Annotated in this window: 17 protein-coding genes; 7 read left to right on the top strand and 10 right to left on the bottom strand. The window is 69.5% G+C overall.

Going from position 1 to position 23,056, the window contains the following annotated elements; all coding sequences use genetic code 11:
• Window positions 1-44 precede the first annotated feature (44 nt).
• The gene (locus tag ACOCMH_RS02450) at window positions 45-806 is read right to left on the bottom strand and encodes a FadR/GntR family transcriptional regulator (RefSeq protein WP_427307588.1); all 762 of its coding nucleotides are present in this window, start codon (window positions 804-806) and stop codon (window positions 45-47) included.
• A 167-nt stretch (window positions 807-973) separates the two neighbouring features.
• Between ACOCMH_RS02450 and gudD the strand changes: the two genes are divergently transcribed.
• From gudD to ACOCMH_RS02435, 3 genes are all read left to right on the top strand, one after another.
• Window positions 974-2,329: a glucarate dehydratase gene (gudD, locus tag ACOCMH_RS02445; protein ID WP_427307586.1), complete on the top strand. Its 1,356-nt coding sequence runs from the start codon at window positions 974-976 to the stop codon at window positions 2,327-2,329.
• Window positions 2,330-2,412: 83 nt separating this feature from the next.
• On the top strand, window positions 2,413-3,435 hold the full coding sequence (locus ACOCMH_RS02440) for a Bug family tripartite tricarboxylate transporter substrate binding protein (protein WP_427307584.1): 1,023 nt from the start codon (window positions 2,413-2,415) through the stop codon (window positions 3,433-3,435).
• A gap of 96 nt (window positions 3,436-3,531) precedes the next feature.
• Window positions 3,532-4,530, top strand: coding sequence for a Bug family tripartite tricarboxylate transporter substrate binding protein (locus tag ACOCMH_RS02435; RefSeq protein WP_427307583.1), 999 nt, complete (start codon window positions 3,532-3,534; stop codon window positions 4,528-4,530).
• A gap of 286 nt (window positions 4,531-4,816) precedes the next feature.
• Here the strand turns inward: ACOCMH_RS02435 and ACOCMH_RS02430 are convergent, their stop codons facing one another.
• Both ACOCMH_RS02430 and kdgD read right to left on the bottom strand, forming a co-directional pair.
• Window positions 4,817-6,343 carry an aldehyde dehydrogenase (NADP(+)) gene (locus ACOCMH_RS02430; RefSeq protein WP_427307582.1) on the bottom strand — a complete coding sequence of 509 codons (1,527 nt, stop codon included), beginning with the start codon at window positions 6,341-6,343 and terminating at the stop codon, window positions 4,817-4,819.
• A gap of 136 nt (window positions 6,344-6,479) precedes the next feature.
• Window positions 6,480-7,394, bottom strand: coding sequence for a 5-dehydro-4-deoxyglucarate dehydratase (kdgD, locus tag ACOCMH_RS02425; RefSeq protein ID WP_427307581.1), 915 nt, complete (start codon window positions 7,392-7,394; stop codon window positions 6,480-6,482).
• Between the two features lie 379 nt (window positions 7,395-7,773).
• Between kdgD and ACOCMH_RS02420 the strand changes: the two genes are divergently transcribed.
• A complete protein-coding gene (locus ACOCMH_RS02420; RefSeq protein WP_427307579.1) occupies window positions 7,774-8,754 on the top strand; it encodes a DedA family protein/thiosulfate sulfurtransferase GlpE in 981 nt (326 codons plus the stop codon).
• Between the two features lie 10 nt (window positions 8,755-8,764).
• Here the strand turns inward: ACOCMH_RS02420 and ACOCMH_RS02415 are convergent, their stop codons facing one another.
• From ACOCMH_RS02415 to ACOCMH_RS02390, 6 genes are all read right to left on the bottom strand, one after another.
• On the bottom strand, window positions 8,765-9,721 hold the full coding sequence (locus ACOCMH_RS02415) for a DUF1177 domain-containing protein (protein WP_427307578.1): 957 nt from the start codon (window positions 9,719-9,721) through the stop codon (window positions 8,765-8,767).
• Window positions 9,722-9,778: 57 nt separating this feature from the next.
• Window positions 9,779-10,939 (bottom strand): porin, encoded by a 1,161-nt coding sequence (locus ACOCMH_RS02410; RefSeq protein ID WP_427307577.1) that lies wholly within the window; start codon window positions 10,937-10,939, stop codon window positions 9,779-9,781.
• A gap of 299 nt (window positions 10,940-11,238) precedes the next feature.
• Window positions 11,239-11,994, bottom strand: a complete 756-nt coding sequence (gene pepE, locus ACOCMH_RS02405) for a dipeptidase PepE (RefSeq protein WP_427307576.1) — start codon at window positions 11,992-11,994, stop codon at window positions 11,239-11,241.
• A 30-nt stretch (window positions 11,995-12,024) separates the two neighbouring features.
• Window positions 12,025-13,209 carry an aminotransferase class V-fold PLP-dependent enzyme gene (locus ACOCMH_RS02400; protein ID WP_427307575.1) on the bottom strand — a complete coding sequence of 395 codons (1,185 nt, stop codon included), beginning with the start codon at window positions 13,207-13,209 and terminating at the stop codon, window positions 12,025-12,027.
• Between the two features lie 64 nt (window positions 13,210-13,273).
• Window positions 13,274-14,881 (bottom strand): OPT/YSL family transporter, encoded by a 1,608-nt coding sequence (locus ACOCMH_RS02395; protein ID WP_427307574.1) that lies wholly within the window; start codon window positions 14,879-14,881, stop codon window positions 13,274-13,276.
• Between the two features lie 64 nt (window positions 14,882-14,945).
• Window positions 14,946-15,659, bottom strand: a complete 714-nt coding sequence (locus ACOCMH_RS02390) for an IclR family transcriptional regulator (protein ID WP_427307572.1) — start codon at window positions 15,657-15,659, stop codon at window positions 14,946-14,948.
• Between the two features lie 177 nt (window positions 15,660-15,836).
• Here ACOCMH_RS02390 and ACOCMH_RS02385 point away from each other — a divergent pair, with 177 nt between their 5' ends.
• Window positions 15,837-18,620 carry a hypothetical protein gene (locus ACOCMH_RS02385; RefSeq protein ID WP_427307571.1) on the top strand — a complete coding sequence of 928 codons (2,784 nt, stop codon included), beginning with the start codon at window positions 15,837-15,839 and terminating at the stop codon, window positions 18,618-18,620.
• A 19-nt stretch (window positions 18,621-18,639) separates the two neighbouring features.
• On the opposite strand, the gene ACOCMH_RS02380 is transcribed toward ACOCMH_RS02385, so the two are convergent.
• On the bottom strand, window positions 18,640-19,395 hold the full coding sequence (locus tag ACOCMH_RS02380) for an IclR family transcriptional regulator (RefSeq protein ID WP_427307570.1): 756 nt from the start codon (window positions 19,393-19,395) through the stop codon (window positions 18,640-18,642).
• A gap of 219 nt (window positions 19,396-19,614) precedes the next feature.
• Between ACOCMH_RS02380 and ACOCMH_RS02375 the strand changes: the two genes are divergently transcribed.
• Both ACOCMH_RS02375 and ACOCMH_RS02370 read left to right on the top strand, forming a co-directional pair.
• A complete protein-coding gene (locus ACOCMH_RS02375; protein ID WP_427307569.1) occupies window positions 19,615-20,655 on the top strand; it encodes an LLM class flavin-dependent oxidoreductase in 1,041 nt (346 codons plus the stop codon).
• A gap of 237 nt (window positions 20,656-20,892) precedes the next feature.
• Window positions 20,893-22,905: a sigma-54-dependent Fis family transcriptional regulator gene (locus ACOCMH_RS02370; RefSeq protein ID WP_427307568.1), complete on the top strand. Its 2,013-nt coding sequence runs from the start codon at window positions 20,893-20,895 to the stop codon at window positions 22,903-22,905.
• Window positions 22,906-23,056 lie beyond the last annotated feature (151 nt).

Genomic DNA, 23,056 nt, shown 5'->3' with positions numbered 1-23,056 from the left:
TCGTATAACTTAACCACGCATGCCCGCGGCATGCGCGCCCCGCTTCAGCCTTGCGGGCTGGCCGAGCCCGAAGCCTTGCGCAGCCGCTCGCGGCTGTTGGTCAGGTGCATGCGCATGGCGGCCTTGGCGGCATCGGGGTCGCGGCGCTCGATCGCGTCGTAGATGTTCTCGTGCTCGATGCTGACGCGTTCCAGGTACTGCACCCGTTCCGGGGAGCTGACCTGCAGGCGGCTGCGCGGGATCACCATGGTGCCCAGGTGGCCCATGATGTCGGTGAAATAGCGGTTGCCCGTGGCGCGTGCGATGGCCAGGTGGAAGGCGAAGTCGCTTTCCACGGCGTCATTGCCCGCGCCGGCGCCGTGCTTGAGTTCATCCAGCGCCTGGCGCATCGCCGCCAACTGGGCCTCGGTGCGGCGCGCGGCGGCCAGGCCGGCAGCCTCCGCCTCCACGCTGACGCGGAACTCCAGCATCGCCATCACGTCCATGGCCGTGCCCAGCGCCTCCGGCCCGATCCGGAACGGCGAGGGCGCCTCGGCCGCGCGTTCCAGCACGAACGTGCCGATGCCGTGGCGTGTTTCCACCTGGCCACTGGCCTGCAGCCGCGACAGCGCTTCGCGCACCACGGTGCGGCTGACACCCATGGCGGCCATGATCTCGGATTCGGTGGGCAGCTTGTCGCCGGGCTTGAGCTGGCCCTCGCGGATCTGCTCGCCAAGGGCTTGTACGACTTCCTCGGCAAGTGTGCGGCCGCGGCGGCGCATCGGGGTGGGGCTGGGGGCGGGACCAAGGGGCTGTGCGTTGGGCATGGCGGCTGCGACGGAGACTGATACGGGCGGGGTTTCCCGGACTTGACCGGTTCGAGATGGGCTCATTATACTGGGTTATCAGTCATACGATGACAGATAACATACGCAACACAGAGGCCCGGGTGGCGGATCGTACGCCCCGCGGCAATGCCGGAGACAGTCCTGAGATGACCCTTACCGCCACCCCCATGGCGTCCGCCCACACCCCGGTCGTGACCGAACTGACCGTGGTGCCCGTCGCCGGGCATGACAGCATGCTGATGAACCTGTCCGGCGCCCATGGCCCGTACTTCACGCGCAATATCGTGATTCTTCGCGATAGCGCCGGCCATACCGGCGTGGGCGAAGTGCCGGGCGGCGAAGGCATCCGCCAGACCCTGGAAGACGCGCGCCCGCTGCTGGTGGGCCAGCCCATCGGCCAGTACCAGGCCATCCTGAACCGCGTGCGCGCGGCCTTTGCCGGCCGCGATGCGGGTGGCCGCGGCCTGCAGACCTTCGACCTGCGCATCACCATCCACGCCGTCACGGCGCTGGAGGCGGCGCTGCTCGACCTGCTCGGCCAGCACCTGGAGGTGCCGGTGGCCGCGCTGCTGGGCGAAGGCCAGCAGCGCGACGCGGTGGAGATGCTGGGCTACCTGTTCTATATCGGCGACCGCCAGCGCACCACGCTGGACTACCGCACCGAGCCGGACGCGGACAACGCGTGGTTCCGCCTGCGCAATGAAGTGGCGATGACGCCCGACGCCGTGGTGCGCCTGGCCGAAGCGGCGTATGAGCGCTACGGCTTCAACGACTTCAAGCTCAAGGGCGGCGTGCTGCGCGGCGACGAAGAGATGGAAGCGATCCTGGCGCTGGCCGAGCGCTTCCCCAAGGCACGCATCACGCTGGACCCCAACGGCGCGTGGTCGCTGGCGGAAGCCGTGCGCCTGTGCCGCGACAAGCGCGGCGTGCTGGCCTATGCCGAAGACCCGTGCGGCGCCGAGGACGGCTATTCCGGGCGCGAGATCATGGCCGAATTCCGCACCGCCACCGGCCTGCCCACCGCCACCAACATGATCGCCACCGACTGGCGCCAGATGGGGCACGCGGTGCGGCTGCAGTCGGTCGATATCCCGCTGGCGGACCCGCATTTCTGGACCATGCAGGGCTCGGTGCGTGTCGCCCAGATGTGTGCCGAATGGGGCCTGACCTGGGGCTCGCATTCGAACAACCACTTCGATATCTCGCTGGCGATGTTCACCCACGTGGCCGCCGCCGCGCCCGGGCGCGTCACCGCCATCGACACGCACTGGATCTGGCAGGACGGCGAACACCTGACCCGCAACCCGCTGAAGATCGAAGGCGGGCTGGTGCAGGTGCCCAAGACCCCGGGGCTGGGCGTCGAGCTTGACCTCGATGCCCTCGCGCGCGCGCACGAGCTGTACCAGCGCAAGGGCCTGGGCGCACGCGATGACGCCGCGGCGATGCAGTTCCTGATCCCCGGCTGGAAGTTCAACAACAAGGCGCCGTGCATGGTGCGTTGATACGGCACCGGCGACGACGCCAACGGCCGCTGCCGCCATCGGGACGGCCGGCCTCCCTCATCAAGACACTGCAGGAGACAATGATGTACACCTTCCCATGCCAGGGCGCGCCGCGCCTGCCCCGCTGGCTGCGCGCCGTCGCGCTCGGCTCGGTCGCCGCGATGGCGGCCTTCACCTTCAGCGCCACGGCCGGCGCCGCGGCGCAGGAATGGCCGCAGCGCCCGGTATCGGTTGTGGTGCCGTTCCCGCCGGGCGGCTCCAGCGACGCCATCGCGCGCATGCTGACGGTGCCGCTCAATGAGAAGCTGGGCCAGCCGTTCGTGATCGACAACCGTCCCGGCGCGACCGGCGCCATCGGTGCCACCTACGTCAAGCGCGCGCCGGCCGACGGCTACACCATGATGGTGGCGTCGATCGGCGTCTATGCGGTGAATCCGTTCCTGCAGAAGAACCTGGCCTATGACCCGGCCAAGGATTTCGACCTGCTGACCGTTGCGGTGCGCGCGCCCAACGTGCTGGTCGCCAATCCGCGGTTCCCCGCCAACACGCTGGCGGAGCTGGTGGCCTACATGAAGAAGAACCCGGGCAAGGTCAGCTTTGCCTCGTCCGGCGCAGGCTCGTCGGACCACCTGACCGCGGCGCTGTTCTGGCAGAAAAGCGCCACCGACGGCCTGCACGTGCCTTACAAGGGCGGCGGCCCGGCCATCTCCGACCTGCTGGCCGGCCAGGTCGACGTGTCGTTCCAGAACATCAACGCCGTGTTGCAGCATATCCGCGCCGGCAAGCTCAAGGCGATGGCGGTGACCTCTGACAAGCGCTCGCCGGTGCTGCCCAATGTGCCCACCATGGCCGAGGCCGGCATCAAGGATGTCGAGGTCTATTCCTGGCAGGGCGTGGCCGCGCCGCGCGGCCTGCCGCCCGCGATCAAGAGCCGCCTGCACGGCGCGCTGGTGTCCTCGCTGAACGACCCGAAGATGCGCCAGACGCTGACGGAGAGCGGCTTCGAGGTGGTGGCCAACACGCCCGAGCAATTCAACCAGTTCGAGGCGCAGGAGTTGCAGCGCTGGAAGACCGTGATCGAGAAGGGCAAGATCGCGCTGGACTGAAATCACCACACCAAGACCAAACAAAGCACCGACCGCGCCGGCCCTGCACGCCCACCCGTGCCGCGCCGGCGCGCGCCATCGACAGGAGACCACAGCATGACCCACGGACGCCGCAATTTCCTCAAGCAATCTTCCGCGCTGGCCGCCGGCCTGGCCGCGGGGCCGCTCGCCGGCCTGTCAACGGCCGCGCACGCCGCGCCGGACTGGCCCAACCGTCCGATCCGCCTGGTGGTGCCGTACACCGCCGGCGGCTCGTCGGACATCATCGCGCGGCTGGTCAGCAAGCAGTTGGGCGAGGCGCTGGGCCAGTCGGTGGTGGTGGACAACCGGCCCGGTGCCAACGGCAACGTCGGCGCGGCGCTGGTCGCGCAGGCCACCGACAACCACACGCTGTTGCTGTGCGATATCGGCGCGCTGGCCATCAGCCCGTCGGTGTACACCAAGCTGACCTTCAATATCGCCAAGGATCTCAAGCCGGTATCGATGCTGGCGTATTCGCCGCACCTGCTGGTGGTGCATCCGTCGGTGCAGGTCGCGAGCGTGAAGGAACTGGTGGCGCTGTCGCAGCGCAGCCAGCTCAACTTTGCCGTGACCGCCATCGGCAGCGCGCCGCACCTCGCCGGCGTGGCGGTGGAGCAGGCCACCGGCGCCAAGTGGCAGTACGTGCCTTACAAGGGCGGCTCGCAGGCGATTGCCGATACCGTAGGCGGCAGCGCCCAGGTGCTGATGAACGGCATGCTCGCCACGCTGCCGCATGTGCAGTCGGGCAAGCTCAAGCTGATCGCGCAATCCAAGCGCACGCGCATGCCGCTGCTGCAGAACGTGCCGACCATCGCCGAGCAGGGCGTGCCGAACTTCGAATCGGGCACCTGGCAGGGCGTGATGGCGCCGGCCAGCATGCCCGACGCCATGGTGGCGCGCATCAGCGGCGAGCTGATCCGCATCATCCGCGCGCCGGACCTGCGCGCGCAGCTGGTGGCGCAGGGCGCCGAAGTGGTGACGATGACGCCGGGGGAGACCGGCAAGTTCTTCGTCGCCGAGCAATCGCGCTGGGCGGGGGTGGTGAAGCAGGCGGGGATCAAGCTGGAGGCTTGATGGGAATGGTGGCGGCAGCACGGCTCGCATGGTGAATGCGGGCCGTTTTTTTTGGCGGCTCGAGACGGCGGTGGTTTGCTCCCCTCTCCCGCAAGCGGGAGAGGGGCGGGGGTGAGGGCCGGCGTGTGGCAAGCGCGTTGCGCTCGCACTGCGTGGTTGCTCCCGCCCTCACCCCAACCCTCTCCCGCAAGCGGGAGAGGGAGTACACCGCCGGTATTGGAAAAGCCTGTGGCATTTCCCAAAGAAAAAGCCCCGCACCAGGCGGGGCACATCCCAGCGTCCTGCCTTATTTCCGCAGCGCCGCCGGCAGCAGCCCTTGCGGCAGGTTCTGATAGCAGACCGGCCGCAGGAAGCGGTCGATCGCCGTAGCGCCCACCGACGTGGTCCGCACATCCGACGTTGCCGGGAACGGCCCGCCATGCACCATCGCGTAGGCTACCTCGACGCCGGTGGGATAGCCGTTGCACAGCACGCGACCGGCCTTGCGTTCCAGCACCGGCAGCAGGCGCTGCGCGGCCGCGTGGTCGGCGTCGTCGAGTTGCATCGTCGCCGTCAGCTGGCCCTCCAGATGCCGCGCCACGGTCAGCATCTCTTCCATATCGCGGCACACCACCAGGACCGTCGACGGACCAAAGACCTCGGCCTGCATGCGGTGGTCGGCGAGGAACTGCGCGGCGGTGGTTTCGAAGATCGCCGGCCGCGCCTGGTTCACGCCGCTGGCGTCCACGCCGTTGCCGATGCGCCGCAGTCCGTCGAGCGATGACAGCTGCGCCACGCCCTGCTCATAGGCGGCATGGATGCCGGGTGTCAGCATGGTGGCCGCCGGCTTGCCTTGCAGCGCGTCGAGCGCCGCCGCGCGGAACTTGTCCAGCGCGGGGCCTTCGATGCCGATCACCAGACCGGGGTTGGTGCAGAACTGGCCGACCCCCAGCACCAGCGAATCGACCAGCTGGCGGCCGATTTCCTCGCCGCGCGCGTCGAGCGCGGCGGGCAGCAGGAACACCGGGTTGATGCTGCTCATCTCGGCGTACACAGGGATCGGCTGCGGGCGCGCGTTGGCGGCGCGCATCAGCGCCATGCCGCCCGCGCGCGAGCCGGTAAAGCCGACGGCCTGGATCGCCGGGTGCGACACCAGCGCCGTGCCGATGACATTGCCCGCGCCCACCAGCAGCGAGAACACGCCCTGCGGCAGGCCGGCGTCCTGCACGGCCTGCTGGATGACCCGCCCGACCAGTTCGGAGGTCCCCAGGTGCGCCGAGTGCGCCTTGACCACCACCGGGCAGCCGGCGGCCAGCGCCGCGGCGGTGTCGCCGCCGGCCACGGAAAAGGCCAGCGGGAAATTGCTCGCGCCGAACACCGCCACCGGGCCGATGGCGATGCGCTGCATGCGCAGGTCCGGGCGCGGCGGGGTGCGCTCCGGCAGCGCGGGGTCGAAAGTGGCTTGCTGCCAGCGACCCTCGCGCAGCACCGTGGCGAACAGGCGCAGCTGGCCGGCGGTGCGGCCGCGCTCGCCCTGCAGGCGCGCGATCGGCAGCGCGCTTTCCAGGTGCGCGCGTTCGATCAGCGTGTCGCCCAGCGCCTCGATGCCCGCGGCGATGGCCTCGAGGAAGGCCGCGCGCTGTTCGGGCGTGGTGTTGCGGTAAGTGTCGAAGGCGGCTTCGGCCAGCGCGCAGGCGCGCTCGACTTCGGCCTGGCCGCCGCCGTGGAAGTCAGGGCCGAGCACCGCGCCGGTGGCGGGGTTGAGGGCCTGCAGCGTCGCTTCGGTGCCGCGCACGGCTTGCGCGCCGATCAGCATGTCGCCGGTGATTTGCATGGAAGAATTCCTTGTCAGCGTTGGGAACGGGGACGCCGGCCGGAGGGCATGCGCCCCGCGGCCGGCTGGTCGAAATGCGATGCGAGGCAATGCGAGGACGGCCTGCCGGCCGCCTGCGTGCCGTGACTGCCTGCCGTTACTGCGGGCCCAGCTGGTTGACCAGCGCGCCCAGCATTTCCATTTCCTCGCCGGTCAGGTCGGTCAGCGGCGCGCGCACCGGACCGCCGTCGCGGCCCACCAGGCGCGCGCCCGCCTTGACGATGCTCACCGCATAGCCGGCCTTGCGGTTGCGGATGGCCAGGTAGGGCAGGAAGAAGTCATCGATCAGGCGGCCCACGGTGTCGTGGTCGTCCGCGGCGATGGCGCGGTAGAAGTCCATCGCCGTCTTGGGGATGAAGTTGAACACCGCCGACGAATACACCGGCACGCCCAGCGCCTTGTAGGCCGCGGCATAAACCTCGGCGGTGGGCAGGCCGCCCAGGTACGAGAAGCGGTCGCCCAGCTTGCGGCGGATGCTGACCATGGCCTCGATGTCGCCCACGCCGTCCTTGAAGCCGATCAGGTTGGGGCAGCGCTCGGCCAGGCGGGCCAGCTGGTCGGCGTTGAGCTTCGAATTGGCGCGGTTGTAGACGATCACGCCGATATCGACCGACTTGCAGACTTGCTCCACGTGGGCGGCAATGCCGTCCTGGCTGGCTTCGGTCAGGTAGTGCGGCAGCAGCAGCACGCCGGCGGCGCCCAGGCGCTGCGCTTCCTGCGCATAGGCCATGGCAGTGCGGGTCGGGCCGCCGGCGCCGGCCAGGATCGGGACCTTGCCGGCGCAGGTGCGCACGGCGGTGTCGACCACGGCCGAGTAATCCTGCGGCGTCAGCGAGAAGAACTCGCCAGTGCCGCCGGCCGCGAACAGCGCGGTGGCGCCGTAGGGGGCCAGCCACTCCAGGCGGGCGGCATAGGACTGCGGCGCGAAATCGCCCCGGGCGTCGAAGTCGGTGATGGGGAAGGACAGCAGGCCTTCGGAGACGATTTGCTTGAGTTCGATGGGTGCGAGCATTGCGGCAATCCTGGAGGGCGGGCGCCCGGGTGGCAGAGGCGGCTGACTGCGTGGGGCAGATCATCCGAGTTATCAGTCATCGTACGACAACAAATAGGCGAAGGCAATAGGGTGTGGACGTACCTCGGGTTAACGGGGAGTCCGCCCGCCAAGCTGCGCAGCTGGCCCCGCCCCCGCTCCGTCTGTAAGTACCGAATCACTGGAGTAACCCACCGCCCGCCGTACACCGCCAGCCGCGAAAAGGTTCTGTTGTAGGACAACGTAATTCATGTAACGCATGCCGCACTCATCAAATTTTTGAATCGACCATGCAAACCTCGCGCTGCGCGGGCCCTCATCGGCTGGCACACTGGCGTCCTGATCCAAAAAGGAGCGCGCGGTGGGAGAGTTACAGGCCTTGCTGGAGAACCACGGGCTGATGCTGGTATTCCTGAACGTACTGGTCGAGCAGGCCGGCCTGCCGGTGCCGGCCTACCCGATGCTGTTCGTCGCGGGCGCGCTGGGCGCGCAGGAGACCGGGCCGTCGATCGGCGCGGTGCTGGCGGCGGTCATCGTGGCCTGCCTGGTTGCCGATACCGGCTGGTACTTCGCCGGGCGCCGGCTGGGGCAGCCGATGCTGCGCACCATCTGCAAGGTATCGATTTCGCCCGATTCCTGCATCCGCCAGACCCAGTCGCTGTACCTGCGCGTGGGGCCGCGCTCGCTGGTGGTGGCCAAGCTGCTGCCGGGTGCCGGCGCGCTGTCGACCGCGATGGCCGGCATGACCGGCACGCCGCTGCCGCTGTTCCTGTTCTACGACGCGATCGGCGCCCTGGTGTGGGCCGGCAGCGGCCTGCTGATCGGCGTGGTGTTCAGCGACTTTATCGATGCCATCCTGGAGGGCTTCAGCACCTATGGCCATATGGCCGTGGTGGCGGTGGTGGGGGCGTTCCTGGTGTTTCTGGCGTGGCGCTCGTGGCGCCGCTTCCGGCTGCTGCGCATCACCCGGCGCGTGCCGCGCATGAGTGTGGATGAACTGGAATCGCGCCGCGTGGCCGGCACGCTGCCCGTCGTGATCGACGTGCGCGCCCATGGCGACATGCCGATGGAGCGCATCCCCGGTTCGATGGTGCTCGACATGCAGGGCGCGCTCGACAGCCTCGACGCGCTGGGCGTGCCGCGTGACGAGGCCGACATCGTGGTCTATTGCGCCTGCCCCAACGAGATGTCGGCGGCGCTGCTGGCCGAACGCCTGCGCGTGGCCGGCTATCCCAGGACCTGGGCGCTGGCCGGGGGCTTCGACGAATGGAAGCGGCGGCACGGCGACACCGTGCCGCCTGCCATCACCCATCCCGGGCCGGGCAAGGCGACGGCACGCTGAGGCGCAAGCCTCAGCGCTTGCCGGCGGTCTGGAACACCGACAGGTCCGGATAGATCGCGCGGATCTGCTCCCACTCGGCGGCATTGAAAAACTGGCACTTGCCAGCGCCGAAGCGCTTGGACACCTCCACGCAGAAGCGCACCGCCTCGGCGATATCGATTTCATGGTTGGCCGAGGTCGCGCTGCCCGACACCACCGACTGCGCGGTCACCGCCACGCCCACCACCGGGGCCGGCGTGGCCACGTGCGGCTGCATGATGCTGTTGAAGTGGTACAGGCCGTTGTGGTACGGGGTGATGTCCTGCAGCGAGATCGGGAAGGTCACCGCCGGGCAGCCGGTGGTGGATTCCATCGTCGCCACCAGGTCCGGCGCCACGCGCAGGATATAGCCCTGCATCGCCGTCGGCGAGATCGCAAAGCCGCGATGCTTGACGATGCTGTTGCCCTTCGATGCATCGATCGACAGGATCGCGTCCATTTCCGGCAGCACCTGGTAGTCGTTCATGGTGTCGGAAGAGACCGGCATGCCCATGAACGGCACGGGGTCGTGCGGCACCATCGAGACATTGGTCGACAGATGGGTGGTCACGATCACGTCGCCCGCCACGTGGTCGCCGCGCGCCTTCATCTGCGCCAGTTTGAGCGCCACCGCCAGGCAGCCGATCGGACCATCGGCATCGGACACCAGGCCCACCAGTTCCGGACGCGCGCCGATGGCGCCATTGCGGCCGATCACCCCCAGCGTCGGCGCCTTGCCGCCGCCGCGCTTGCCGGCGCTGCCGGGGATCACGATGGTGATGAAATCGGTGGTGTTGCCCGCGTTCTCGGGCGGCGCGTTGTTGACCGTGGTGACTTGCACCGACACGCCGGCCTCGGCGTACGGCGCGAACAGTTGGCTGACGACCGCGCCGTTGGCGTGCGGGCTGTCCAGGGCTTCGTGAATGACCAGTGTCTGCTGCAGGGCCATGGCTTTCTCCAGATGATGTGCCGGCCCGCGTGGCGCGGGCGGGCGTCGGTTAAATCGTTAGAACTGGTGGCGCAGGCCGGCCATCACCGTGGTCTGCGTGTCGCGCCCGTCCAGCGGCGTGCCGTTGCCGCCGGTCCAGCTGGTGGTGTTGTTGCCGAACAGGCCCGACCAGTCGCCGTGGACGCGGTCATAGGCCAGCGCCAGGTAGGCATCGGTGCGCTTGCTGAAGGCGTAGCCGGCCACGGCGTACGCGGTGGTGCGGTTGCCGCTGAAGCTGTCGGCGCGGGTGCGGTTGTGCATCACGCTGCCGGTCAGGGTCACGTTGCCGGTGACGGCGTAGCTTGCGCCCAGCGTAAAGAAGTCGTCGTGGCGGCTGCCGCCGAACACCGAGCTGATCGCCGCACGGTTGGTCGGCGTGGCCGCGGTCGACATGCTGGTGATGGTGGCCGTATCGGTGCCGCCCCGGGACGAGTCGAAGCCCGCGTCGCGGTCGCTGTGGATATAGTTGGCGAACAGGCTGGCGCGGCCGACGGCGGCTTTCAGGCCGGCAAGGTAGAGGTTGGCGTTGCGGCTCTGGCTGTCGCGGGTCTGCTGGAAGTCGCCGACGGCGGTGATCGGCCCGGCCGCGTACCTGGCGCCGAACGACATCGACGACATCGCGCGGGTATTGCCCGCAACCTCGCCCAGCGCGTATTCGGCGATCACCGACACCGGACCGAAATTGCCGGTATAGCTGACAGCATTGTCGTAGCGCTGGCCGGTCAGGTAGACCATCCAGGCATTCGACGGCGCCGCGCCCACGCCGAGCGGATCGACGTAGTACAGCATGGTGTTGGCGGTGGTGTACTGCCGCCCCAGCGCCAGCTCGCCCCACTGGTTGCCGATCTTTACGTAGGCCTGGCGGCCGAACAGCTGGCCTTGCTGGTCGAGCCTGCCGGTATCGGCCAGCAGCCCGTTCTCCAGCACGAATCCGGCTTTTACGCCGCCGCCCAGGTCTTCGACACCCTTCAGGCCGAAGCGGCTGCCCGACAGGAAGCCTTCGCCACCCTGCTGCAAGCCGACCTGCGCATCGCCGGCGGGGTTGGAATGGGTCTGGTAAGTCAGCGCGGTATCGATGACGCCGTACAGGGTTACGCCGGACTGCGCCATCGCGGCGGCCGGCAGGCCCAGCATCATGGGCAAGGCCAGGCGCGCGGCGTGGCGAAGGGGTTGGCTCATTGTGGTTTCTCCTCCAGAGGGTAAAGGGGGGCCACGCGAGCGGCGCGGGGCGGCTCGCGGGCGGGTTGTTGTTGGGTTGCGTTGGGCTTGGCGGCCCGATGTGGCTGGCTCGCTATTGGCGATCCATGCCGGGTGTGTGCTCCCCTCTCCCGCTTGCGGGAGAGGGGCCGGGGGTGAGGGCAGGCGCATGGCAAGCATCCTGGCGGTTCACTTCGTGGAGACGCCCGCCCTCACCCCCGCCCCTCTCCCATACATGGGAGAGGGGAGAAAACACCCGGTTATCCGCCGTCAATGCCGACTCAAGCCGCAAAACCCGGCCATTCCTCCATCCCCGCCGGCCCAGTGATCTGCGACAGCGCGAACGGCTCGCCCTCGCGGATAGTCTCGACCTTGCCTTCCGCCGGGAACCACAACGCATGACGCTCGCCCAGTACCAGACCGGTGGTGCCATCCGCATACAGCGCCGATCCTTCCGGCAGCGCAAACACCTGTTCCGGTGCGTTGATGTGCAGGAACTCAGCCAGCCGCTCTTCACGGCTTTCACCGTTGTGGCCGGCGGGCTTGCCGCTGATGAAGTGCGGGTTGATCTGGAACGGCACCAGCCCCAGCGCGCGCAGCGAGGGCGGCTGCACGATCGGCATGTCGTTGGTGGTGCGGATGGTCGGGCAGGCGACGTTGCTGCCGGCGCTCCAGCCCACATACGGGGTGCCGGCGCGCACCTTCGCGCGGATGGCATCGACGATGCCGGCGTCGTACAGGCGCTTGAGCAGCGCGAAGGTGTTGCCGCCGCCGACGGCGATGGCCTCGGCTTCCCGCACCGCACGCAGCGGGTCGGCGCTGTGATGAATCGATTCCAGCGCGTAGCCGAGCTTCTCAAACACCGGCTTGACCATGCCTTCATAGGTATCGAAGCTGAAGGTCACGCCCGCGAACGGCACGAACAGCACCTTGCGCGGCTCGTGCTTGAGCAGCGTGTGGATCTGCTCGCCGGCGTGCTCCAGATAGCCGAGGTGGTCCTTGCGCGAGCTGCTCATCAGGAGGATGCGTTGGGTCATGTCTTGGTTTCCGTCTGTTCGGTTCAGGGTTCAGGCGATGGCGGTGCGGATCAGCGCGGCCACGCGGTCGATCTCTTCATGCGTGTTGAAGTAGTGCAGCGACACGCGTGCCATGGTCGAGACGCCGTAGCGCGCCAGGATGGCGTCGGCCATGAAGTTGCCCGCTTCGATGATGCATTGCTGCGCCTCCAGCGCGGTGACGATGCGGGCCGGGTCGACGCCGCGCACATTGAAAGGCACGATGCCGATGCGCTGGACCACGTCGGCCGGCCCATACAGCTCGAAGCCGGGGATCGACGAGAACTTCGCTACCGCGTACTCGGTCAGGTCGCGCACGCGGGCTTCGATGGCGTCAATGCCGATCGCGGCGGCGTAGTCGATGGCGGTGCCCAGGCCCAGGATGGCCGGCACGATCGGGCAGCCCGCTTCGAAGCGCTTCGCGCCGGGCACCAGCGACAGCGCGCCGGTGGCGCGGTCGTAGGCGCCGTTCCACCACCCCACCAGCATCGGCTCGACCTGCGCGATCAGCGCGCGCCGCACATACAGGAAGCCGGAGCCCTCGGTCGCGCGCAGCGCCTTGCGGCCGCAGCCGGCAAGGAAGTCGCAGCCGAGTTCGGCCACGTCCGAGCGCAGCATGCCCACGCTTTGCGCGCCGTTGACCAGCGACAGCACGCCGTGCCTGCGCGCGACCGCGCAGATCTGCGCCGCGGGCTGCACCGCGCCGCTGGAGTTGGGCAGGTGCGAAAAGGTCAGCAGGCGCGTGCGCGGGGTGATCGCGGCCTCGAATGCCTCGGCGCTCAGCAGTCCTTCGGCATTGGCCGCCACCATTTTCACCACGATGCCGTGCGATTGCTCCAGCCGGCGCCACGGCAGCAGGTTGCTCAGCATCTCGGTGTCGGCCACCAGCACTTCATCGCCGGCCTGCCAGGCGATGCCGCGCGCGGCGATCGAGATGCTCTCGGTGGCGTTCTTGGTGAAGGCGAGCTCGTCGGCCGCGCAGTTCAGCCATCCGGCCAGGGTCTCGCGCACGGCTTCCACGCGGGCATAGGTCTGCTTGCGGAACGCCGGCAGGTAGATGCCGACATGGCCGGTATCGAGCAGGTAGCTGCGCACGGTGTCGAGTACGGCGTCGGGCGGGATCGACGCCGCGGCGGTGTCGAGATAGATGGTGGAAGCCGTCAGCGGGGTGTCGGCGCGGATTGCTTGGATATCCATGGAACGTCTCGGGAAATGACAGGCGGGACACTGGCACGCGCCCCGGAAAAGCTGGGTGTGGGGCTTACTTCTTCAGCTTGGTGACCGAACCGAAGAAGCTGAACAGGGCGTCGCCCGCGATCACGCCGCCGGCGAAGGCGCTCATCTCGGCGATGTGCTTGTCACCGCGCAGGCGCTGCAGCACGAAGCGGATCGCCAGGCCCGCCAGCACCGCCCAACCCGCCAGCGGCGAGGCGATCAGCATGCCGGTGGAGAGCAGGATGCCGAGCTGGCGCTTGGCACCGCCGAGCCACTGCAGCAGCGCGCCGGGCACGGCCCAGATCATCAGGTTGCGCGCGATCTCGGCCGACGAGCCGGCCTTGATCGACGCCGCATAGACGCGGTCCACCGGCGGGATCAGGCCCTGCGCGAAGAAGCTGCCGTGGAACACCAGCACCACCACCGCCGCCACCGCGAAGCCGATCATCGCAGCCAGGAACTGCTGCTTGCGCCCGGCCAGCTCGGCCTCCATGTCGCGGCCTTCGCCGCGCAGCAGGTAGCCGGTCTTGAGGTCGTAGCCCATGTCGGCGAAGGCGGGGCCGGTAGCGGCCGAAAAGCCCACCAGCACCGCCAGCGCCGTCGGCGGAAAACCGATCAGGATGCCGATGGTCAGCGTGATCAGCGCCACCGCGAAGGCCGGGAACCAGCCCGAGTGCATCGCCGCGATGCCGACGATCAGCTCATGCACGTAGGCGGCAAAGGCGGCGTACAGCACGAACAGCACCAGCATGCCCAGCGACATGTCCGACACGTGGCCGGCCAGCACCGAGATCAGCAGCGCGATCGCCAGGTAGATCAGGAAGCCGCCCGACAGGATGCGGCTGGCACGCGTGGCCGGGACTTCGACGGTGCGCGCGTCGGCCGCCGGCGCGTGGCGCGCGCGGCGGATTTCATGGGCTACCTGGCACAGCGCGACGATGCCCGCGCCGATCATCAGCCCGTGCGGGATATAGGCCTTGGCGATATCGATGCCGGTCAGCGCCACCGAATAGCCGCGCACCAGCAGGCCGATGCCGAACATGGTCAGCGCCGCCAGGTTGCCGAGGAAGGCCGCGCCGAACGCGGACATCGGCACGCCCAGCCACGCGCCGCCCACGCCCACGGCAATGCCCAGGCCCAGGAACGCGGCCTTGCGGCCGCCGCGGTCGCCGGCCCAGATCGCCTCAGCCGTGGCGATGCCGGCCGGCCAGGTGCCGGTGGCCGGGAAGATCTTGCTGCCGAACAGGAAGTACAGCATCGCGCCGTCGACAAACATGGCAATCACCGCGCCGAGCAGCATCGGCGTGGCCAGCTCGGGCATGCCCATCGCGTACGGCACGCCGATCGGGATCATCAGCGAGTTGGCGGCGCCGAAGGTGGCCGACGAGATCGCGGTCTGCACCAGGTTCTGCCGCTCCAGCACGCGGAAGCGCCGCGTGACCTCGAGCGGAATGCGCGAGAACACGATCGCGATCAGCGCGCCGATGATCGAGGTATTGGCCGAGATCCCCAGCGACACGATCAGCTGCATGCCGATCATCGCGCCGAAGACGGACAGCGCCACGGAGACCAGCAGCAGCAAGGGCTCCATGAAGCGGGTCCGGGTTGCAGGCTGCGCCGCCATCGGCGCGTTCAGTTGTGTTGGCATGGTCATGTCGTCCACCGCTCCCCTTAGTGTTGTCTGGTTTTGTCTGTTGTGTGTGATGCCTGGCGCGCGCTCAGCGCATGCAACCCGCCACCGGGCGGATCGTCTTGCACGCCGCGCGCAGCGCTTCCAGCAGCCGGGGCACGGCCTCGCGCGTCAGCCGCTGCAGCGGGCCGGCGATGGCAAGGGATCCCACCACCGCCCCGGTCTCACGGTGTTGCAGCGGCACTGCCAGCCCGGCCACCGTGGCCGCGGATTCCTCGCAGGTATAGGCAAAGCCGTCGGCGCGGACCTGGGCCAGCTGCGCGGCCAGTGCCGGCGCGTCGCCGCTCAGCTGGCGCCGCAACGCTTCGGGCTGGAATGCCAGGATCGCCTTGGCATGCGCGCCGGCATCCAGCGCGAAGCGCTGCCCCACCTCGATCGAAAAGCGCAGCTGGTGCTGGCTTTGGGCGATGTCCGTGCACAGGCCTTCGTGACCGTCCAGCCAGGACAGGAAAACCGTTTCGCCGCTTTCCCGCGCCAGCGCCTCCAGCGCGGGCTGGACCACTTCGGCCGGCGAAAACGTCTTGCGCATCACCTGCCCCAGCTCGAACCACCGCAGGCCCAGTCCATAGCGGCCTGCCGCGTCCTGCGTCAGGAAGCCATTGGCGGCAAAGGTCGCGAGTACCCGATGCACCACGGCGTGATGCACGCCGCTTTCGCGCGCAAGCTCGCGCACGCCCCAACTGGGCTGGCGAGCGGTGAAATGAGTAAACAGCGCCAGGGCGCCATCGAGGGTCTTGAGCATGACTGACTGCTTGTGTCTCTATATAAGAGACAACGTCTCTGATACAGAGAAATGCTAGGCTTGACCCCGCCGCACAACAATCAGGGTTAACGCGCATTCCTCGCCGGGGCCCGCCACATCTCGACCATGCGCCGTTGCCTATACTTGGCGCAGGCCGACTGCTACGGGGAGGCACCCATGGCTGCGGAAGACCACGGTTACGGCGACGAAACGGCCCGCATCGCGCACCGCCGCCGCCAGCTCGGCATCGCGCCGCGCATGACGGAGGGCCAGCGCAACTGGGCGCTGGCGCTGTCCGGCGGCGGCATCCGCAGCGCCACCTTCTGTTTGGGTGTGATGCAGGCGCTGGCGGGCACCGACATGCCGGCAGGAACCACGGCGGCCAACCCGGACCGCAGCGCGCCCCAGACTCCCGCGGCGAGCACTGCCGCCGCGGCGCAGACCGTGCCCGGGCTGGCGTCGCTGCTGGCCCAGTTCGACTACCTGTCCACGGTCAGCGGCGGCGGCTACCTTGGCGCCTTCTTCGTCAGCCTGTTCGTGCCGGGGCGCCTGCGCCGCGGCACCGGCCCGGTCCAGGCCGCGGCCGAGGCATACCACACGCTCCAGTGCGAGCCGCCGGGGCGCATCCACACCTCGGTCTCGTATGCCGCCGATCCCGGCCGCGGCGCGCTCGCGTGGCTGCGCGAGAACGGCCGCTACCTGTCGCCCACGGGCGCGGGCGACAACCTCTATGCCGCCGCGCTGGTGGTGCGCAACTGGCTGGCGATGCACTACGTGATCGGCAGCGCGCTGCTGGCGGTGCTGGCCACGCTCGCGCTGCTGCTGCATGGTGCCGCGGGGGTGTGGTATGGCTTCGGACGCTATGAGATGGACCTGCTGCACGATGCGCGGCAGGCCTTCAACCAGGGCGAATGGGCGATCTGGTGGAGCCCCTGGCTGTGGCTGCCGCTGGCCACGGCGGTGATCGGCGCGGTGCCGCCCGGCCTGGCGTACTGGCTGGTCTATCCGCGCGCCAGCGACCCGCAGGCGCCGGGCCGCTTCTTCAGCCCCGCGCCGATGGTGGCCACGCTGCTCGGACTGCTGTTGCTAGGCGCCGCGCGCTGGTTGGACTGGATCGGTGCGCAGCCCGTGCCTGCGCAGCTGTTTGCCGCGCTGGGCGTGCTGACCTGGCTGGGCGTACTGACCTGCCTGGTGATGCTGCAGGGCGAGCCGCGCACCGTATCCGGCTATCGCGTGCGCGCCACGCGGGCGCTGCGCACGGCGGTCACGCTGACGTTGTGGCTCGCGGCATTGGGCGTGGCCGATACCGCCGCACGCACCACCTACCTGTATGCCCACGCCGCCGGCCATCCGTGGGGCGTGGCGCTGCCCGCGAGCGCGCTGGGCGTGCTGGTCTGGCTGGTGCGCTACGGCGCGCGCAAGCTCGACGAAGGCCGCAAGGGCAGCGCCCGGACCGCCTGGCGCGCACTTTGGGCCCGCCTGCCGGTCTCGCTGCTGGCCGGGGCGGCCGCGGCGGTGCTGGCGCTGCTGCTGTTCGTGCTGTGGTCGTGGCTGGTGCTGTGGGTGCGCTGGAATGGCCGCGAGCCGGTCGACTGGCTGGTGTATGGCACCGCCTACACCGGGCCAGCCCTGGCCACGCTGACGATCGTGGCGCTGGTGCTGGCACTGGTCGCCGGCCGCTTTACCGGATTCCTCAACCTTTCCACGCTGCAACCCTTCTACGCGGCGCGCCTGACCCGCGCCTACCTGGGCGCGTCCAACGGCGAGCGCTTTGCCGCGCCCGATGCCGATCCGGCGGCGGACCGGCGCCGGCGCGCGCGCTTCAGCGTAGCCGAGCCCGTGCCCGGCGACCAGCTCAGCCTCAACGCCTACTACGATCCACACGTACTGGCGCCGCTGCACCTGATCAACGTGACGCTGAACCTGACCATCGATCCGGCCGAGCAACTGGTCCAGCGCGACCGCAAGGGCAAGCCGCTGTGCCTGGCGCCAGGCGCCGGCCTGCCCCGGCCGGGCGCGGCGACCGCGCTCGCGCCGGACGCCTATGCGCGCTTCACCGTCGACGGCTGGCAGTGCTGCCCGGATGCGTCATGGCCCTCGTCGGGCAAGCTTGCGCAAGCGCTCACGGTGGGCGACTGGATCGCCATTTCCGGCGCGGCGGTGTCCACCGGGCTGGGCCGTGCTACCACGCTTGGCACATCGCTGCTGCTGGGCTTGGCCAACCTGCGGCTGGGTACATGGTGGCCGTCGTATCCGGCAAGGTACGCGCGCCAGGGCGGACGCGCGGGCGCGCGGGGGCGCCATCCCGAACGTGCCACCCATCCCTGGCTGGCCGCCGGCATATTCCGCACGCAGTACTACCTGGGGTGCGAGCTGAGCGCCCGCTTCCATGGCACGCGGCGCGGCTGGCAGTACCTGTCGGACGGCGGCCATTTCGACAACACCGGTGTCTACGAGCTGCTGCGTCCGGGCCGCGACGTCGCCCTGATCGTGCTGTGCGACGGTGGCGGCGACCCGGACTACCGCTTCGGCGACCTCGCCAACCTGATCCGCCTTGCGCGTATCGACCATGGCCTGGAGATCGAGGTCGATACCGAGGCCGCAACCACGCACCCGGTGCTGAGCCGCGTCTTCGGCGTGCCGGACGATTTCCTGCCGGGCGGGGCGGGCAGCGGCACCGCCGCCGACAAATGCGCGGTGCTGCTCGACGTGTACCGCACCGACCCGGCCTGCGCGGCGCCGCGCGCGCGGGTCTGCCGCATCGTGCTGCTCAAGCCGCGGCTGGTGTCATGGGCGCCGGCCGACGTGCGGCACTATGGCGCCACGCACCCGGCCTTCCCGCAGGAAGGCACCGGCGACCAGTTCTTCGATGAAGCGCAGTGGGAAAGCTACCGGGCGCTGGGGCATGCCATCGGCCAGCGCGTGCTGGGCGGCGAAGTGGGAAAGGCGCTGCTGGCGTGATCGGGCGCGCTGAACCGGGTCAGCGCACGAAGCCGATCACGTCTTCCAGCCGGCCGCTGGCGTCGCGCAGCGCCTCCAGCAGCCGCGGCACGGCGGCGTCGTCCAGCCGCTGCTGCGGACCGGCGATGGCGACCGAGCCCACCACCGCGCTGTGGTCGCGCGACCACAGCGGCAAGGCCAGCCCCGCGACACTGGCGGCGGCTTCTTCGCGCGTATGGGCCCAGCCGCGTTCGCGCACTTCGGCCAGCTGCTGCTCGATGCGCTCGCGTTCCAGCGTGGTATGCGGGCCCATGCGGGCCACGCCCTGGCGGTAGACCTCGTCGCGGAAGGCCTCGTCCTGGAACGCCAGCATGGCCTTGGCATGCGCGCCCGCATAGAGCGGAAAGCGCTCGCCCAGCTCGATCGAAAAGCGCAGCTGGTGCTGGCTGTGCACCAGCCCCACGCACAGGCCTTCATGGCCGTCGAGCCACGACAGAAACACGGTCTCGCCGCTCTGCGCGGCCAGCTTTTCCAGCACCGGGCGCACGATCTCGTCGGGCGAGAAGCTCTTGCGCACCACCTGGCCCAGCTCGAACAGCCGCAGCCCCAGCGAATACTTGCCCGTGGCCGCGTCCTGCACCAGGAACCCGTTGGCGGCGAAGGTAGCCAGCACGCGGTGCACCACGGCGTAATGCACGCCGCTGTGCTTGGCCAGCTCGCGCACGCCCCAGGTGGGCTGGCGCACGGTGAAGTGGGTCAGCAAGGCCAGCGCGCCATCCAGTGTCTTGAGAGTCATCGATCGTTCCTTCGCATCGGGCTGAATGGTAAGGGCAAGCGGCGCGCGGCTCAATCCTTGCGCCCGCCGCGGTCGCGCTGCGCCTGGCGATACCCACGCCGCCCGCAGGGCCGCAACGCCGCCGCCAGCACGATCCGCGCAGGCTCACTAACATAGCGAACCATCCGCCTTTGCAGCGGGCGGCGCACGCGTGGCGTACGCCGCCCGCCCGACCACGACATGAATCGCAACGCTCTCCCCGCCGGCAACGGCGTCGCCTATTCGGTGCTGGACCTTGCCCCCATCCCGCAAGGCAGCGACGCCGCCCAGGCCATGCGCAACTCGCTGGACCTGGCGCGCCATGCCGAGCAGCTGGGCTACCACCGCTACTGGCTGGCCGAGCACCACAACATGCCCGGCATTGCCAGCGCCGCCACCGCGGTGCTGATCGGCTATGTCGCCGGCGGCACGCAGACCATCCGCGTGGGCTCCGGCGGCGTGATGCTGCCCAACCATTCGCCGCTGGTGATCGCCGAGCAGTTCGGCACGCTGGCCTCGCTCTATCCCGGCCGCATCGACCTGGGCCTGGGCCGCGCGCCGGGCACCGACCAGGCCACCGCGCGCGCGCTGCGCCGCCAGCTCGCCAGCGACAGCGCCGATACCTTCCCGCAGGACGTGGAGGAGCTGCAGGCGTATTTCGATGACGTGCGCCCCGGGCAGCGGCTGCGCGCGGTCCCTGGCGCGGGGCTGAAAGTGCCGATCTGGCTGCTGGGATCGAGCCTGTTCAGCGCGCAGCTGGCCGCGGCGATGGGGCTGCCGTTCGCCTTTGCCTCGCATTTCGCGCCGGGCTTCATGCGCCAGGCGCTCGACCTGTACCGGCGCACGTTCCGCCCGTCCGAATCGCTGGACCGGCCCTATGTGATGCTCGGCCTCAATGTGTTCGCGGCCGAGTCCGGGGACGAGGCGCGCCGGCTGTTCAGTTCGCTGCAGCAGCAGTTCCTGGCGCTGGTGCGCGGCACGCCGGGCCAGCTGCGCCCGCCGGTCGACGATATCGAAGCGCTCTGGAACGAGAGCGAGGCCGACCACATCCGGCGCTCGCTGGCCTGCTCGGTGGTGGGCGACCCCGATGCCGTGCGCGCCGGCATGCAGCGCTTTGTCGATGACCTGCGCCCGGACGAGCTGATGATCACGGGACAGATCTTCGACCACGCCGCGCGGCTGCGCTCGTTCGCCATCGCCGCGGATGCAGCCCGCAGCCTGCAGCGCTCGCCGGCGGCCTGAGCGCCATTGCCGATGGAATGGCGTGCGCCGCACTTGCAGCGCACGGCCGCCCGCTTCCCCACGCATCCTGTTTGCGCAGCGCCGCCGGGCTCGGATACATTAGTAGCCCCGAGACCATAACAGTGGCGCGGCTCCCGCAGCACGCGCCCGCAGTCCGCCCGATCCACCGCTTCATGCGAGCCATGCGCGCCTCCGGCGCAGCCGTGGCCACGAGGGCAGCGACGACAGGAGACAGCGATGGACCTGCGGCAACGCGAGCACATCGAGACGGTGGTCCAGGCCACCGCCTACCTATCCCCGCCAGCCTTGCTCGCGGACCGCATCGCGCATGACGCGATCATCCAGAACTCGTGGCGGCGCTGCGTGCACCAGTACGGGCTCGATCCCTCGCGCATGCAGGAGGCGCGCATCCTGCCGCAGACCCGCCTGCGCGAACACCAGGAACGCATCGACGACTTCGCCCGCATCGCGCGCCACGGCCTGCAGAGCCTGCACGCCCAGGTGGCGGCGCTGGGCTATGTGGTGCTGCTGACCGATGCGCAGGGCGTGACGGTCGACTATATCGGCGATACCCACAGCGATGCCGCGCTGCGGCACGCCGGCCTCTATCTCGGCGCGGAATGGAGCGAGAGCGGCGCGGGTACCTGCGCGGTCGGCACCGCGCTGGTCACCGGGCAGGCGCTGACCGTGCACCAGGCTGACCATTTCGATGCCACCCATATCCCGCTGACCTGCACCGCCGCGCCGCTGTTCGACACGCACGGCAACCTGCACGCCATCCTCGACATCTCGGCGCTGGTCTCGCCGCAAGCCAAGGACAGCCAGGGCCTGGCGCTGCAGATGGTGCGCATTTACGCCGCGCATATCGAGAACGCTAACTTCCTGCGCGCGCACCGGCGCGACTGGATCCTGAAGCTGAACGTCGCGCCCGAGTTCGTCGACGTCAATCCGGAATACCTGCTGGCGCTCGACGATGCCGGCCGTATCGTCGGCCATAACCATCGTGCCCGCCTGATGCTGGAGACCGAACTGGGCGGCATGCCGGGCGCCACCGTGCTCGGCCAGCCGTTCGAGGCGTTGTTCGCCGCGCGCCTCGAAGACCTGGGCCGCTATGTCTACTCGCGCCCCAGCGAGCAGCGCCTGGTGGCGCTCAACCGCAGCGGCGGCCTGCTGTACCTGAGCGTGATGCCGCCCGCGCTGGGCTGGCAAGCGCCCGCGGCGCAGGCGCCGGTTGCGATGCCGGCACCGCTGGCGGCGCTCAGTGGCGGCGATGCCGCGCTGGCGCAACAGCTGGAGCGCGCCGCGCGCCTGGTCGATTCACCGATCCACCTGCTGATCCACGGCGAAACCGGCAGCGGCAAGGAATTTTTCGCCAAGGCCCTGCACCAGGCCAGCGCGCGCCGCGCCGGGCCTTTCGTTGCGGTGAACTGCGCGGCGATTCCCGAGACGCTGATCGAGAGCGAGCTGTTCGGCCACCTGCCCAACAGCTTCTCCGGCGCCGGCTCGCGCGGCAAGCGCGGGCTGATCCAGGAGGCCGACGGCGGCACGCTGTTCCTCGATGAAATCGGCGACATGCCGCGCGAGCTGCAGTCGCGGCTGCTGCGCGTGCTGGCCGAGGGCGAGGTGCTGCCGGTGGGCGCTGCGCGGCCCGTACCGGTGCGGCTGCGCGTGATCTCGGCCACGCACCATCGCCTCGAGCAGCTGGTGACCGAGGGCCGCTTCCGCGAGGATCTCTACTACCGGCTGAACGGTGCGCGCTTCGAGCTGCCGCCGCTGCGCGCCCGCACCGACCTGGACTGGCTGGTGCGCAAGCTGCTGCAGGAAGGCGCGGGCGAGCCGGTGACGCTGTCGCCGGCGGCGAGCGAGCGGCTGCGCCGCCACCGCTGGCCGGGCAACCTGCGCGAGCTGCGCAATGTGCTGGAGTACGCGCGCGCGGTCTGCAGCGGCGGCTATATCGACGTGCATGACCTGCCCGACGCGGTGGCCGGCACCGCCATCCCGGCTGCTGCCGCCCCGGCCGCGGTGGCCGCCCCGGCCGTACCCGCCGCGAACCACGATACCGCCGCCCCGTTCGATCCGCACCAGCTGCCCCCCGAGGGCATGCTGCTGATGCAGTACCTGCGCGCGTCGGGCTGGAACCTGAGCGCGGTCGCGCGCCAGATCGGCATCAGCCGCATGACGCTGTACCGGCGCATGGAGCGCTATGGCATCCAGTCGCCTAACCGGCGCGACGGCGACGCGCAGTCGTAGCGCCACGCAGCCTGCAGCAGGCCGGCAGAGCCAGCGCTTGGGCCGACCGTACCCGTTTCTGCGAAGGTGCCGGGCACTCTCGCATCTCGCTGTTTCGAGCCGCGTCGGCTTCGCCCGCGTGCGAAGACACCGGTCATGAGACGTTACGCGT

Source organism: Cupriavidus sp. H39 (assembly GCF_050271075.1).
Classification (GTDB): domain Bacteria; phylum Pseudomonadota; class Gammaproteobacteria; order Burkholderiales; family Burkholderiaceae; genus Cupriavidus; species Cupriavidus necator_B.
Note: the sequence above shows the minus strand (reverse complement) of the source record. Positions and strands in the feature narration are given on the sequence as shown.

Bases quoted from the DNA above. Each gene is read 5' to 3' on its own strand.
- ACOCMH_RS02395 (WP_427307574.1), bottom strand. From the start codon at position 14,881: ATGACCATGCCAACACAACTGAACGCGCCGATGGCGGCGCAGCCTGCA.
- pepE (WP_427307576.1), bottom strand. From the start codon at position 11,994: ATGACCCAACGCATCCTCCTGATGAGCAGCTCGCGCAAGGACCACCTC.
- ACOCMH_RS02390 (WP_427307572.1), bottom strand. From the start codon at position 15,659: ATGCTCAAGACCCTCGATGGCGCCCTGGCGCTGTTTACTCATTTCACC.
- ACOCMH_RS02370 (WP_427307568.1), top strand. From the start codon at position 20,893: ATGGACCTGCGGCAACGCGAGCACATCGAGACGGTGGTCCAGGCCACC.
- ACOCMH_RS02450 (WP_427307588.1), bottom strand. From the start codon at position 806: ATGCCCAACGCACAGCCCCTTGGTCCCGCCCCCAGCCCCACCCCGATG.
- ACOCMH_RS02435 (WP_427307583.1), top strand. From the start codon at position 3,532: ATGACCCACGGACGCCGCAATTTCCTCAAGCAATCTTCCGCGCTGGCC.
- ACOCMH_RS02375 (WP_427307569.1), top strand. From the start codon at position 19,615: ATGAATCGCAACGCTCTCCCCGCCGGCAACGGCGTCGCCTATTCGGTG.
- ACOCMH_RS02415 (WP_427307578.1), bottom strand. From the start codon at position 9,721: ATGGCCCTGCAGCAGACACTGGTCATTCACGAAGCCCTGGACAGCCCG.
- ACOCMH_RS02385 (WP_427307571.1), top strand. From the start codon at position 15,837: ATGGCTGCGGAAGACCACGGTTACGGCGACGAAACGGCCCGCATCGCG.
- ACOCMH_RS02440 (WP_427307584.1), top strand. From the start codon at position 2,413: ATGTACACCTTCCCATGCCAGGGCGCGCCGCGCCTGCCCCGCTGGCTG.
- ACOCMH_RS02400 (WP_427307575.1), bottom strand. From the start codon at position 13,209: ATGGATATCCAAGCAATCCGCGCCGACACCCCGCTGACGGCTTCCACC.
- ACOCMH_RS02380 (WP_427307570.1), bottom strand. From the start codon at position 19,395: ATGACTCTCAAGACACTGGATGGCGCGCTGGCCTTGCTGACCCACTTC.
- ACOCMH_RS02410 (WP_427307577.1), bottom strand. From the start codon at position 10,939: ATGAGCCAACCCCTTCGCCACGCCGCGCGCCTGGCCTTGCCCATGATG.
- ACOCMH_RS02430 (WP_427307582.1), bottom strand. From the start codon at position 6,343: ATGCAAATCACCGGCGACATGCTGATCGGCGCGCAAGCCGTGCGCGGC.
- kdgD (WP_427307581.1), bottom strand. From the start codon at position 7,394: ATGCTCGCACCCATCGAACTCAAGCAAATCGTCTCCGAAGGCCTGCTG.
- gudD (WP_427307586.1), top strand. From the start codon at position 974: ATGACCCTTACCGCCACCCCCATGGCGTCCGCCCACACCCCGGTCGTG.